At 43.5% G+C, this 13,120-nt stretch carries 11 protein-coding genes; 7 read left to right on the plus strand and 4 right to left on the minus strand.

Annotation, left to right across the window (positions count from 1 at the left end):
* The first annotated feature begins 24 nt into the window (after positions 1-24).
* On the plus strand, positions 25-996 hold the full coding sequence (locus tag IRQ95_RS15220; RefSeq protein ID WP_194437720.1) for a lipid A deacylase LpxR family protein: 972 nt from the start codon (positions 25-27) through the stop codon (positions 994-996).
* A gap of 148 nt (positions 997-1,144) precedes the next feature.
* A complete protein-coding gene (pflA, locus tag IRQ95_RS15225; protein ID WP_194437721.1) occupies positions 1,145-1,885 on the plus strand; it encodes a pyruvate formate lyase 1-activating protein in 741 nt (246 codons plus the stop codon).
* A 73-nt stretch (positions 1,886-1,958) separates the two neighbouring features.
* Here the strand turns inward: pflA and IRQ95_RS15230 are convergent, their stop codons facing one another.
* Complete coding sequence (locus tag IRQ95_RS15230; protein WP_194437722.1) at positions 1,959-3,044, minus strand: linear amide C-N hydrolase; 1,086 nt, start codon at positions 3,042-3,044, stop codon at positions 1,959-1,961.
* 149 nt (positions 3,045-3,193) lie between these two features.
* On the opposite strand from IRQ95_RS15230, the gene IRQ95_RS15235 reads away from it, so the two are divergent.
* Positions 3,194-3,859 carry an energy-coupling factor ABC transporter permease gene (locus tag IRQ95_RS15235; protein WP_431358058.1) on the plus strand — a complete coding sequence of 222 codons (666 nt, stop codon included), beginning with the start codon at positions 3,194-3,196 and terminating at the stop codon, positions 3,857-3,859.
* Positions 3,860-3,972: 113 nt separating this feature from the next.
* Positions 3,973-4,473 (plus strand): YfbU family protein, encoded by a 501-nt coding sequence (locus IRQ95_RS15240; protein WP_075648617.1) that lies wholly within the window; start codon positions 3,973-3,975, stop codon positions 4,471-4,473.
* A gap of 63 nt (positions 4,474-4,536) precedes the next feature.
* On the opposite strand, the gene IRQ95_RS15245 is transcribed toward IRQ95_RS15240, so the two are convergent.
* Positions 4,537-5,259 (minus strand): MipA/OmpV family protein, encoded by a 723-nt coding sequence (locus tag IRQ95_RS15245; RefSeq protein ID WP_194437757.1) that lies wholly within the window; start codon positions 5,257-5,259, stop codon positions 4,537-4,539.
* A gap of 360 nt (positions 5,260-5,619) precedes the next feature.
* On the opposite strand from IRQ95_RS15245, the gene IRQ95_RS15250 reads away from it, so the two are divergent.
* From IRQ95_RS15250 to IRQ95_RS15260, 3 genes are all read left to right on the plus strand, one after another.
* Positions 5,620-7,554 (plus strand): PrkA family serine protein kinase, encoded by a 1,935-nt coding sequence (locus IRQ95_RS15250; RefSeq protein WP_194437723.1) that lies wholly within the window; start codon positions 5,620-5,622, stop codon positions 7,552-7,554.
* Positions 7,555-7,684: 130 nt separating this feature from the next.
* Entirely contained in the window at positions 7,685-8,956 is a 1,272-nt protein-coding gene (locus IRQ95_RS15255; protein ID WP_194437724.1) for a YeaH/YhbH family protein, read from the plus strand.
* Positions 8,957-8,965: 9 nt separating this feature from the next.
* Positions 8,966-10,504: a SpoVR family protein gene (locus tag IRQ95_RS15260; RefSeq protein ID WP_194437725.1), complete on the plus strand. Its 1,539-nt coding sequence runs from the start codon at positions 8,966-8,968 to the stop codon at positions 10,502-10,504.
* Between the two features lie 123 nt (positions 10,505-10,627).
* On the opposite strand, the gene IRQ95_RS15265 is transcribed toward IRQ95_RS15260, so the two are convergent.
* Together IRQ95_RS15265 and narQ are read right to left on the minus strand one after the other, a co-directional pair.
* A complete protein-coding gene (locus IRQ95_RS15265; protein ID WP_194437726.1) occupies positions 10,628-11,260 on the minus strand; it encodes a response regulator in 633 nt (210 codons plus the stop codon).
* The gene (gene narQ / locus IRQ95_RS15270; protein ID WP_194437727.1) at positions 11,247-12,971 is read right to left on the minus strand and encodes a nitrate/nitrite two-component system sensor histidine kinase NarQ; all 1,725 of its coding nucleotides are present in this window, start codon (positions 12,969-12,971) and stop codon (positions 11,247-11,249) included. Before narQ ends, IRQ95_RS15265 begins: the two co-directional genes overlap by 14 nt.
* Between the last annotated feature and the right edge of the window lie 149 nt (positions 12,972-13,120).

The following is a 13,120-nucleotide window of genomic DNA, read 5'->3' on the forward strand; positions in this document are numbered from 1 at the left end:
TATTACTCATTTTGAGGAGCATGAATGAAAAGAATCGTCGTTGCGTATTCAAGCATTATTTTCGCTTTTAGTTGCCATGCCTCTCTCGAGCCGACTTTGGTGTTTAGCGCAGATAATGATGGGCCTTTTGGTTTAGATAAGGAATACACTAACGCGCTATATGCCTCCTATACCTCCAGCCCGATCAGCGGAGATTCGCGCCTAAACTGGCTTTCTTTATCTCACGATTCTATCGATAAATACGAATTCGCCCTTGGGCAAAAAATGTACACCCCAAACGATTTATTAGCTGACGTACCCATTGCTAATCAGCGCCCTTATGCCGGCGTACTATTTGGAGAGCTCAACTATATCTCGATCATGGACGATAGGGTGAGTCGCTATAACTTCACACTTGGTACGGTGGGTGAGAATTCATTGGCTGATAAAGCGCAGCGTCTCGTACATGAAATTACTGGGTCAGACTACCCCAATGGTTGGGACTATCAAGTTGATGAAGGGCTCGTCGTTAATCTTGGATACCTTAATCATTTTGCCTTATATCGTTCTGCGAACGCCTCCCTTACCCAATTCGAAATCACTAACATTTCAGAACTTAATGCCGGCAATTTTCGTAGCGATATCTCGACTGGATTAATGCTACGCTGGGGCAAAAATCTTTCTGGAAATTTAGGTGCGGCAAACATTGATAAAGAACTGCCATTCCGAGCAGGATCTTTAGGTGGGAAATCCGATGGCTGGTTCGCTTTCTCTGGAATTAAAGCTCGATATCGCTTCAATGACATTACCCTAGAAGGAGATAGACCCGGTATTTCAGATCCCGAAAACTATCCCGTCACGTTAGATAAACAACAAGCGACAGCCGTAGCCGGATTTGCTTGGTATAATGAGCAGTTCGGCGCAAGTTTAACCGCAGCCATAGGCACAGCGGACTATAAAGAGTCGCGGGACAATTATCACTCTAACGCCTCGTTTTCATTGTTCTTTTTCTTGTAAATAATTCTCTTTTACATAACGAATTAATTCACTCGCTCTAGCACAATTTTTCTTTGCTATTTATTGGCATAGAAACCGCTATAACCCTATTTAATCGGGGTAATTTGTAATAAAATAACGTTCAAATAATTGCTAAAGAGATGAGCTCATGTCAACAATTGGTCGTATTCATTCTTTTGAATCATGTGGCACTGTCGATGGTCCTGGAATTCGTTTTATTGTCTTCCTACAAGGCTGCTTAATGCGTTGTAAATATTGTCATAACCGCGATACATGGGACACGCATGATGGTAAAGAAGTGACCGTTGAAGAGATTATCAATGAAGCAAAAAGCTACCGTCATTTCATGAAAGCATCAGGAGGCGGTATCACGTGCTCCGGTGGTGAAGCGATGCTGCAACCTGAATTCGTACGCGACTTTTTCCGTGCAGCTCAAGCAGAAGGTATCCATACTTGTCTTGATACCAATGGCTACATTCGTAAGCATACTGATGTGGTTGACGAAGTATTGGAAGTGACCGATCTGGTCATGCTTGACCTTAAACACATGAAAGACGAAATTCACCAAGACTTTATTGGTGTATCTAACCGTCGCGTACTTGATTTTGCTCGCTACCTACATCAGAAAGGTCAAAAGACTTGGATTCGCTACGTTGTGGTGCCAGGTTACACGGATGAAGATGAAGCAGCGCACATGCTTGGTGAGTTCATTAAAGATATGGACAACATCGAAAAAGTTGAGCTATTGCCTTATCACAAACTTGGCGCTCACAAATGGGAAGCGTTAGGCTTTGAATACCCGCTTGAAGGTGTAAACCCACCGCCAAAAGAAACGATGGAAAACATCAAGTCGATTCTTGAGCAATACCATTCAAACGTTAAGTACTAATCCAACATTAAGTACTGGTCAAATCAAACAGGGCACTTCGTTAAGTGCCCTGTTACTTTTCTAAATATCGCGTTTATTTTACTGCGACATCTTCAAAATGGAATTTGCCGCCATCTAATGGTTGCGTGCGTTCAACCTTGCTATCAAAGTCTAACTGCTTCAAATCAACACGACGAATGGTGCTGTCGTGCATGGTTTTATAGAACAATAAACCATTGCCCTGATCGATCACCGACGTCCACTGCGTCGCGCTTGGCAAATCGGGAATGTGGCTCTTATCATTAAACTCAGTGCCAATTGGAATATCAAAATTGTTTAAGATATGAAATGCTTGTGACACCGCTTGCTGACCCGTTTTCAACTCAGGGGCAGTGTTGACGTAAAACGCCGCGCGTACAAAACGTGAAGGCGGAGAAATATCACCAGGTAGACCAACAAAGGCAGAACCTACGCCAAACGACTGCGCCGTGACACCATTAATTTGCTGGTCACTACTGCTGCCCGGACGTAAATTAATGTAGTTGTTTAAATTTGTCACCTGCCAAGCATAATCTGGAGAATTGGTCAGCACCTTAGCCGTGTTTTTGTGAATATGGATTTCACCATGGTTCATAATCTCAATTACGATGCTGTTGCCATCTTTATCCGAAACACGCCAGTGCGCGGTTGGTGACGGGTTACCCTGTTGGTCAAAATAGACCGTCACAATTTTGATTTTATCAAGCGCTGCTTCAACCTGCGCAACAGTTTCAAACTGACTCAACATCCAACGAACAAAGTCCATATCGGTAATATTGTTCGCCGTGTCACTTGGATCATATTTGGCTAATGAACCATAATTGCGGAAATAGAATAAACCAGCACTCAGCCCTTTCTCATTCACCCCTTCGGCAATAAATTTATCGTCACTCACTGATATACCAGCAAAACCGTATTTGCTCTGCCACTTTAAACCCTGCTTTTGATCTGGCATGGTAGCGGTATAGGTATAATCGCGCGGAGAGATGACCAATTTACTATTGAGATCATTGTGTCCCCACTCTATCGTGCGCGCTTGGATAAAGTCGTTATTCGTTGTAGAGAGTGAAATGCCCGTACAGGCATTCGCCGAATAGTGAAAGCAAGAAGCGAAAAGTAATGCCAATATCGATTTTTTCATAACTAAACCATACTTGTTGTTATCGGTTTACAGCCCGCATAAGAATTTGCAGGCAACTGGTTAAACGTTACGCCTCTATGCGCGTATTAACAATCTCAAACGATGAAAAATATCTATTCAAAGGAAAAAACACCGAATAAGGAAATTGAGTGGAATTGAATAATTTGTGGATGTGGCTAGCCGCAATTCTGGCCATAGCCCCTTGTGTAAAAGATACCCGCGAAAACTTTCTGCCCAAGTTCAGACAAGAAAGCCATTTTCAACATCTAACTTTTGCAGTTTGTTTTGCTCTGTTCCTGCTTTGGTTGGCTGAAGCCGGGATTAAACAAGGACTCGATATTCACTTTCTCGCATTAACCAGTTTAACGCTGATGTACGGATGGCGCGTCGCCTACCTACTCTGTTTTCCTGTAGTATTAAGCCTCGCCCTTTTTGGTACTGTGACTGTCGAAAATATGGGGCACTATCTCGTGCTGTCTTGCTTAATCCCCATTATTACCAGTTATGGTGTTTTTTTACTAAGTTATCGCTATTTGCCACGCAATATATTTGTCTATATTTTCGTCGCTGGTTTTTTTAATGGTGCGATTACTGGCTCGGTTCACATTCTACTCACCAGCCTCTTCCATCTGCTCACTGAGCAGCATAACTGGGCAACAATTGTTGATAATTATCTGGTATTTATTGCTTTATTAGCTTTTCCTGAAGGATTGCTTAATGGCATGGCGGTCGCGGTACTCAGTGTCTTCAAACCCGAGTGGTTACGCACATTCTCTGACCGCGATTACATCTATAATCATTATCACAAAAAATAAGTAAAAAGTTTTCATTTTTAGTCATAAACATGTGTTGAGATCATGTTTCAAGCGTCAACAACAGGCTAACCTAAGCACATTAAAGATGTACTAGATTTATGAGGTCGCCCCTAATGGAAATGACAAACGCTCAACGTTTAATCCTATCTAACCAGTACTACCTGATGTCACAGATGGATCCAGAAAACGCAAAAAAATACAAACGCTTACAGACTATTGTCGAGCGTGGTTACGTATTACAAATGCGTGAGCTAAACAAAGATTTTGGCTGCATTGAAGATAACGAATGTCGTGAAATCATCGACATTATGGAGATGTATCATGCAATGCAAGAATCTAACAATATGTTAGAAGAACATGAGCGCAAAGAAGTAGACCAACGCCGCCTACAGTTCCTTGGTTTTGATTGCGGTACTGAATGTAAGCTAGTGCATTACGTTCGCTTTTTAGTCGATTCGGAAGGTCTTTACCCTCAATTTGACAAAGGCGACCACAACTTTAACGCACAAATGCCAATGCTAGAAAAATACCGTCGTATGTTAGCGACATGGCGTAAGTGCCCGCGCCAATACCACCTATGCGCAAATGAGTTGAAGCAGATTTTCAACGCGTAAAGTCAACCAAGGCTAAGTAAATAGAGGGCAGCATCAACGCTGCCCTATTTCGTTTATACCGTACTAAAACATATAAACCGCGGTTACCGTTAATGCCGTATTAATACCTGATTCAATAATTGGGCTCTTTTCAATCTCACCTTCAAGATTGATGTAGCGCACGCCCGCCCCCAACCTCAGGCTCGGTGTAATGTGCATATAGCCAGACAGCCCAATAAAGTATTGGCCATCCCAGTCAGCATCAAACGCTTCTAGTCCAGAGCGCCTAGCCTCTGCTTGACTCACGCCATACAGATGGTTGTTAATCTTATCGCTATTGTAGGAATAACCAATACTCGGCGTAAATCCCCAGCCTCTTCCACGAAACGGTAAGCGCCAAGCGGCTTCTCCATAGAAGCCATTGTGGGTACCACCAATATCTGAACCAGCCGTAGCTTCAAACATGCCTACACGAGTTAAAATTTGATAGCTCACACCGCCAAAGATGGTGGCATCGCGTTCGTCCAATTTTTTAATCGCCGCATTGTCTGAATCACCGGTTTTCAAAGTACGGGGATCGTATGCAGCACGAAACACAATATTATGTGTTGAACCAATGGGATTCAAACGATAGCCGGCACTGAAACCGCGCATGAAAAAGTGTTCTCCTTCATAGCCGATAACCGGAATTATAGTGCGATTTGAGGGCGTATCCTTATACACCGCTGGCGAATAGGATGCACCAGCACCCAAAGACCATTGACTAATACTTGCTTGTGCATTGAACGCCACACATCCGTGCACCATCACACCTACGGTTAACCAACTTATTTTCACAACCCTTTCCATTCACAAGATTTATCGTTATCACAATTATAACGCACTACATACCATAAAATTAACCGCGAATTGATCACACTTATACACAGTAAACCATGCAAGTTTTTGAAATTCTGGCGACTTCAATCTGTTTGCTCGAGCCCGACGTATAAAAGGTTGTCAGCAGACACAAGGTGGTTTGTAGCAAAGGCGTCTAACGATAATTTTGCAAATAAACACATATTTTTTAAGCAAAAGTAGAAATCCACACTAGTCTTAATTAATGAGGGATACGTTAATTTTTGCGAGTTATTTGTCAGTTTGACAGGTTTCAGAGGGGAAATCATTATGAGCATTTTCGACCATTTCCAAGCACGCTATGAAGCGTCCAAGGATGAGGAGTTATCTTTACAAGATTTCTTAGCACTGTGTAAGGATGACAAGAGTGCGTACGCTAATGCAGCTGAGCGCTTATTAATGGCTATTGGAGAGCCTGAGGTGATCGACACCGCTCAGGACCCTCATCTAAGCCGTATATTTTCCAACCGTGTTATTTCGCGTTACGAGACTTTCAAAGACTTTTACGGCATGGAAGACGCAATTGAGCAAATTGTGTCATACCTAAAACACGCCGCTCAAGGCCTTGAAGAACGCAAACAAATTCTTTATCTACTCGGTCCTGTAGGTGGTGGTAAATCATCATTAGCCGAAAAGCTTAAAGCCTTAATGCAGCAACAACCAATTTACGTGTTGTCTGCTGACGGCGTCCGCAGCCCAGTCAATGATCACCCATTCTGTCTGTTTGATATGAGTGAAGATGGTGAACTGCTCAAACAAGAGTATGGGATTGACAAGCGCTATCTACGTTCGATTATGTCTCCGTGGGCAGCAAAACGACTGCATGAGTTTGGAGGTGACATTTCCAAATTTAAAGTCGTGAAAGTACGTCCATCTATTCTTGACCAATTGGCGGTGGCGAAAACCGAGCCAGGTGATGAAAATAACCAAGATATTTCATCTCTAGTTGGTAAAGTAGACATCCGCATGCTAGAGCATTTCTCTCAAGATGATCCCGATGCATACAGCTATTCAGGCGCATTATGTAAAGCGAACCAAGGTTTGATGGAATTCGTTGAGATGTTTAAAGCGCCGATCAAAGTGTTGCACCCGCTACTGACTGCGACACAGGAAGGCAACTATAATGGTACCGAAGGTTTGTCTGCCCTACCGTTTGACGGTATGATTCTCGCGCACTCGAATGAGTCAGAATGGCAAACTTTCCGCAACAATAAGAACAACGAAGCATTCCTTGACCGTGTTTATATTGTAAAAGTGCCATACTGTCTGCGCGTTTCTGAAGAAGTCAAAATCTACCAGAAACTGCTCGATCATTCTGAGCTATCAAAGGCTCCATGCTCACCAAGCACACTCGACCTATTGGCGCAGTTCAGTATTCTTTCTCGTCTAAAAGAGCCTGAAAACTCATCCATCTTCTCTAAAATGCGTGTTTATGATGGCGAAACGTTGAAAGACACCGATCCAAAAGCTAAGAGTTACCAAGAGTATCGTGATTATGCTGGCGTAGATGAAGGCATGTCAGGTCTATCGACCCGTTTCTCGTTCAAGATCCTATCGCGAGTTTTCAACTTTGATCAAAGTGAAGTCGCCGCGAACCCAGTTCACCTGTTCTACGTAATTGAACAACAAGTTGAACGCGAGCAGTTCCCACAAGACATCGCCGATAAGTACCTAGAGTTCTTGAAAGGCTACTTGGTTCCTCGCTACGTTGAGTTTATCGGCAAAGAAATTCAAACCGCGTACTTAGAGTCCTACTCTGAGTACGGACAAAATATCTTTGATCGCTATGTCACCTACGCAGATTTCTGGATTCAAGACCAAGAGTATCGTGATCCAGAAACTGGTCAGCTGTTCGACCGTTCTGCGCTTAACAATGAACTCGAGAAAATTGAGAAAACCGCTGGCATTAGTAATCCGAAAGATTTCCGTAATGAAATCGTCAACTTTGTACTGCGTGCCCGTGCCAATAACAATGGTCAAAATCCAGTTTGGACCAGCTATGAAAAATTGCGCACTGTGATAGAGAAGAAAATGTTCTCCAACACTGAAGAACTGCTTCCTGTCATCTCCTTTAATGCGAAAACCTCTTCTGAAGATCAGAAGAAACACGACGACTTTGTCGCTCGCATGATGGAAAAAGGTTACACCGAGAAGCAAGTACGCTTGCTATCAGAATGGTACCTACGCGTACGTAAATCATCTTAATAGTGCAGACAAATCCTCAGGAAACTGGGGATTGCCCATGGAGTACCTACCAGAGCGCCAAGCTCTGGTAGGAGATTGGATGCGATGAATACAAACACGCATAGTGTATGTAGCGAAAAAGGGGTGACTCATGGCGCAATTTATCGACAGACGACTGAATGGCAAGAACAAAAGTGCAGTCAATAGACAGCGCTTCATTCGTCGCCACAAAGAAAAAATCAAAGAGTCGGTGGCTGATGCTGTCAATCGCCGTTCAATTACTAACACCGAAACTGGCGAAGACGTTTCAATTCCGCATAAAGATATTAGCGAACCGATTTTCCACCAAGGTCAAGGGGGCGTAAGAGAACGCGTTCATCCAGGTAACGACCAGTTCATCAAAGGTGATAAAATTGAACGTCCTAAAGGTGGTGGCGGTGGTGGCGGTACTGGTGAAGGCGATGCAAGTGCTGACGGTGAAGGACAAGACGAGTTCGTATTTCAGATATCGAAAGACGAATACTTGGACATCTTGTTCGAAGACTTAGCGTTACCAAACTTAGACAAGACGCAGATTAACAAAATTACTGAGTGGAAAACTCATCGCGCAGGCTATCAAACCGCCGGCAATCCAGCCAATATCGCGATTGTTAAGTCACTACAACAATCTCTTGCTCGACGAACCGCGATGACGGCCGGCAAACGCCGCATGATGAATGAGCTCGAAGCGGAGCTTGAACGCATTCAAAACCAAGAGCCAGCCCAACTTATTGAAGAGCGCCGTCTCAAAGAAGAAATCACTTCACTACGTAAAAAAATCGATAGCGTCCCTTTTATCGACACCTTCGATTTACGCTTTAAGAATTACGAGCGACGCCCCATTCCTTCAAGCCAAGCTGTGATGTTTTGCTTGATGGATGTATCAGGTTCTATGGATCAGGCTACCAAAGATATCGCTAAGCGCTTTTATGTCCTGCTCTACTTGTTCTTAACTCGCACTTACGAAAACGTCGAAGTCGTGTTTATTCGCCACCACACTCAAGCAAAAGAAGTCGACGAACATGAGTTCTTCTACTCTCAAGAAACCGGTGGCACCATAGTTTCCAGTGCACTCAAACTCATGAATGAGATCGTTGCCGACCGCTATCCTGTTGGTCAATGGAATATCTACGCGGCACAAGCGTCCGATGGCGATAACTGGGCTGATGATTCACCACGCTGTCGTGAGTTGCTGCAAGAAGGGCTGCTCCCTAAGTGTCAATATTACTCCTACATAGAGATCACACGACGTTCTCACCAAACCTTATGGCATGAGTACGAGAAACTAGAAAACGCTTTCTCTAACTTCGCCATGAAGAATATTCGTAGCGTTGATGACATCTTCCCGGTGTTCAGGGAACTGTTCAAAAAAGAAAACGCTTAGGGAGGTACCATGACAACAAAATCAACAACGAAAAAAAGCGATAAGCTGTTGCCTGATGGTCCTGACTGGACGTTTGGTTTGTTAGAACGCTATCACGTTGAGATCAAGCGTGTGGCACAGCACTACAAGCTCGATACCTATCCAAATCAAATTGAAGTCATCACTTCAGAGCAGATGATGGATGCTTACTCGAGTATTGGTATGCCGATCAACTATAACCATTGGTCATTTGGTAAGAAGTTCATCCAGACCGAACAAGGCTACAAACATGGTCAAATGGGGCTTGCCTACGAGATTGTGATTAACTCCAATCCCTGTATTGCTTACTTGATGGAAGAGAATACCGTCACCATGCAGGCATTGGTGATGGCACACGCCTGCTATGGACATAACTCGTTCTTCAAAGGCAATTATCTTTTCCAAGCATGGACCGATGCAGGTTCAATTATCGACTATCTTCTATTCGCCAAGAAATACATTGCAGAATGTGAAGAAAAGTATGGTGTCTCTGAAGTCGAAGAGTTACTCGATTCTTGCCACGCTTTAATGAACTACGGTGTTGATCGCTACAAGCGCCCGGAAAAAATTTCGATTGCGGAAGAGAAAAGTCGTCAAGAAGAACGGGAAGCGTATTTACAATCACAAGTGAACGACTTATGGCGCACTGTGCCAAAAACCGCTGATAAAGAAGAGAGTGAAAAAGTGCGCTTCCCAAGTGAACCGCAAGAAAACATTCTCTATTTCATCGAGAAACACGCCCCTCTACTGGAGTCATGGCAGCGAGAGATCGTGCGTATTGTGCGCAAAGTGAGCCAGTACTTCTATCCACAAAAACAAACTCAGGTGATGAACGAAGGTTGGGCCACATTCTGGCACTACACCATTTTGAACCATCTCTACGATGAAGGTGTGGTTTCTGAGCGCTTTATCCTCGAATTTTTACACAGTCATACCAGCGTGGTGGCGCAACCTCCCTACAATAGCCCGTACTTTAGCGGTATTAACCCTTATGCGCTTGGCTTTGCTATGTTCCGCGATATTCGTCGTATCTGTGAAGAGCCGACTGATGAGGACAAAGAATGGTTCCCTGAACTTGCAGGCAGCGATTGGCTAGAAGCAGTGCATTTTGCGATGCATAACTTCAAAGATGAAAGCTTTATCAGCCAATATCTATCGCCAAAAATCATTCGTGATTTTAAGCTGTTCTCTATCGTTGATGATGATAGAAAGAACTATATTGAAGTGAGCCAAATTCACGATGATATGGGCTACCGAGCGATTCGAGAGAAGCTTGCCGCCCAGTACAACCTCAGCAATCTTGAACCAAACATTCAAGTATTTAACGTTGATGTACGTGGCGACCGCTCGATGACACTGCAATACGTGCCTCACGACCGTATTCCATTGCATGATGGCTACAACGAAGTACTCAAGCACCTTTACCGTCTGTGGGGTTTTGACGTCATTTTAGAAGAAGTCAAAGAGTCTGGAAGACGCGAGATCATTGGCACTTGTCCGCAGCGCAATAATTACGACTCTGGCATTTAGTCACTAGCCAGATTGGAGTGAAGGTTCATCCCCGCCCCCAGGTGATGAACCTTTTTTTGTTTGATGACTTTGAATCGCTTCTTTTAATTCGCGTTACTTTGAATCGCCTTATTTTGAGTCGCCTTATTTTAAATCACCATAGCGCTCTAGGTAGAGAACCGTCGCCGCCGTGCGTGATGGCACCACCAGTTTTTTAAGCAAGCTCTTCATATGCACCTTGACTGTCGACTCAGAGATAAATAAGTTGTCGGCGATTTGCTTGTTTCTCAACCCTTTAGCGACTTGACGCAAAATCTGCATTTCACGGTCAGTCAAAGTATCAAAAACATCATCCTGATTCTCGCGGTCAGCTAAATACTCGGCGACTTCTTTACTATAAGCTTTGTCACCATTGAGGCTGTTTTTCAATACTTCAATCAATTCATCTGGCTCGGTATCTTTCAGCAAATAGCCATCTGCACCTGCTTTAACTAACGCGTCAATATCAGCAGCACTGTCAGAGACAGTCAGGATCACGATATTGGCATCGCAATTGTCAGCTCGAAGCGCATTGAGGGTATCTAGCCCCGACATGCCTTTCATGTTCAAATCGAGCAGAATTAAGTCTGGCTCAACTTCATGGTTCTTCGCCACCGCTTCCGCTCCTGAGGATGCTTCAGCAATCACTTCAAATTCATCTTCAAAGCTCAATAGTTGGCTCAATCCTCGACGCATCAATGGATGATCGTCTACAAGCATTACTCTACATTGTGTCAAAATCGTTATCCTTAGTTCTTGGATATTTTAATTCTATTTCGCAGCCTTGTTGGCTCGCTGTTTTAATCGTCAGTTGACCATTTAAGCGACTAGCACGCTCATGCATGATCGACAAACCATAGTGGTTAATCTTGCTTTCTTGGCTTTCAATCCCGACACCATCATCAATCACTTTAATCATGACCTCTTCATCACTCTCAGTGCAGAAAATGTCTATTTGGGTCGCATCAGCATGCTTAATCGCATTGATCGTCGCTTCACGAATCAACTGCAGCAAATGAACTTGCTGATGAGCATCAAGTTCGGCCGAAGACAATTGGTTATCAAGCACAATCTTCGCTTCAGTTTGCTCCTGAAGTTGTGCCAACATCTCTTTTAATGAGGTATCAAAATTGCCTTCTTTGATTGATAATCTAAAGGTAGTTAACAATTCACGCAGTTGTGTATAAGCACCTGATAATGCGGAATCTAAGTCACTAACAATGCTGTTTGTTTTATCCAATTCTGAACTCTGCTCAAGCTTTTTCATCATGCGTTTAAGCAAGGAGACTTGGATCTTCAAATAAGAGAGTGATTGAGCTAACGAATCATGTAGCTCCCGCGCAATCGTTGCGCGCTCTTCTAACAACAGTAACTGTTCTGATTGTCGCTGTGCTTGGTTGTAGTAGACGGCACGTGAGAGAATCCGTACAAAGTTATCAATCAAATCTTGGTCTGGACATGGTAAATACCAATTCCAATAAAGTGTGCCTAGTTCCGCCCCATCAAGGGTTAATGTTTGGCTCGAAAGATTCTTTTCTTGCAACTCGCCTTTCGCGAGTATCATCGGTTTTTCTTCCCCAGTACCCACTTCAAGTTTTACCGCACTTACCCCTTCAATACTCACAATTTGCTGCAAGATCGCAGCAAAGTTATCAGGTGTAATTCTTGATGCAGTCAGTTCACTAGAAGACTTATACAGAACATGTAAAGACTGGTTGGCATGCTGAAGTTTATGCGTTTTCTCATTCACAGCCTTCTCTAAACCGTAATAGAATTTGCCTAACTCTTTGGCGGTATTATTAAACGTTCGAGTGAGGATGCCCATCTCATTGTCGCTAACAACATTTAACTCAACATCAAAAGAACGCGACTTAATTTGTTCACTCGCGACCACCAACGCTCGCAGTGGATGAACAATCTCGCGGCGAACAAACAGCACGACAAACACACTAGTGATTAAGATCCCGCCTAAACCAATCACACCAACCCAGGCTAACTCAACCAGTTTTCTCTCTGAAAAGCCTTGCAGCTTAAAGACAAAGGCGTCGATTTGCGAAACAAACGAAGGAACTAACATCAAGTATTGAGAACGCTGCTCACTGATGAGCACTTCCTTTAATTCATGCCAGCGCATAATCAGTTGGTAGTAGTCATGGGTAATATCTTCAGGCACATCCCAATTTTGCAGTGCCTTCATCGAAGGCGAATAGATCGAACGTTCAAATAAAAAAATATGTGAAGAAAAATCACTGGATTGCGATTGAATATCATGAGCAAGTCGATAGCTTTGCATTCGCATTGAGCCCGCGACGTTGAGCGCTTCAGCATCATTCAAACTTGAGGCAAGTAACACAAACGCATAGCCAATCGTTGCCACCGAAAGAAGCACAATTAACGATAATGCCTTCGCAATCGTTCCTGTTACCGACTTTTTAATACTTTTTAACAACCGAACCTCGAATTGATATGACAATATATTGCTAAACAGCTGATGACTAAATTTTAGCGCTAACGCCAATATGTGATCAAACCCAATCGAATTAGTTGATCTAAAACAAACTCCCTCCCTAAATACCCCCTTGGAGGTATTTATACAAA

Origin of the sequence: Vibrio fluminensis (genome assembly GCF_015278125.1) — a bacterium.
Taxonomy (GTDB): domain Bacteria; phylum Pseudomonadota; class Gammaproteobacteria; order Enterobacterales; family Vibrionaceae; genus Vibrio; species Vibrio fluminensis.

Excerpts from the sequence above, each read along its gene's own strand:
- IRQ95_RS15250 (WP_194437723.1), top strand. The coding sequence starts at position 5,620 with ATGAGCATTTTCGACCATTTCCAAGCACGCTATGAAGCGTCCAAGGAT.
- IRQ95_RS15220 (WP_194437720.1), top strand. The coding sequence starts at position 25 with ATGAAAAGAATCGTCGTTGCGTATTCAAGCATTATTTTCGCTTTTAGT.
- IRQ95_RS15245 (WP_194437757.1), bottom strand. The coding sequence starts at position 5,259 with ATGGTGCACGGATGTGTGGCGTTCAATGCACAAGCAAGTATTAGTCAA.
- IRQ95_RS15240 (WP_075648617.1), top strand. The coding sequence starts at position 3,973 with ATGGAAATGACAAACGCTCAACGTTTAATCCTATCTAACCAGTACTAC.
- IRQ95_RS15230 (WP_194437722.1), bottom strand. The coding sequence starts at position 3,044 with ATGAAAAAATCGATATTGGCATTACTTTTCGCTTCTTGCTTTCACTAT.
- IRQ95_RS15255 (WP_194437724.1), top strand. The coding sequence starts at position 7,685 with ATGGCGCAATTTATCGACAGACGACTGAATGGCAAGAACAAAAGTGCA.
- pflA (WP_194437721.1), top strand. The coding sequence starts at position 1,145 with ATGTCAACAATTGGTCGTATTCATTCTTTTGAATCATGTGGCACTGTC.
- IRQ95_RS15260 (WP_194437725.1), top strand. The coding sequence starts at position 8,966 with ATGACAACAAAATCAACAACGAAAAAAAGCGATAAGCTGTTGCCTGAT.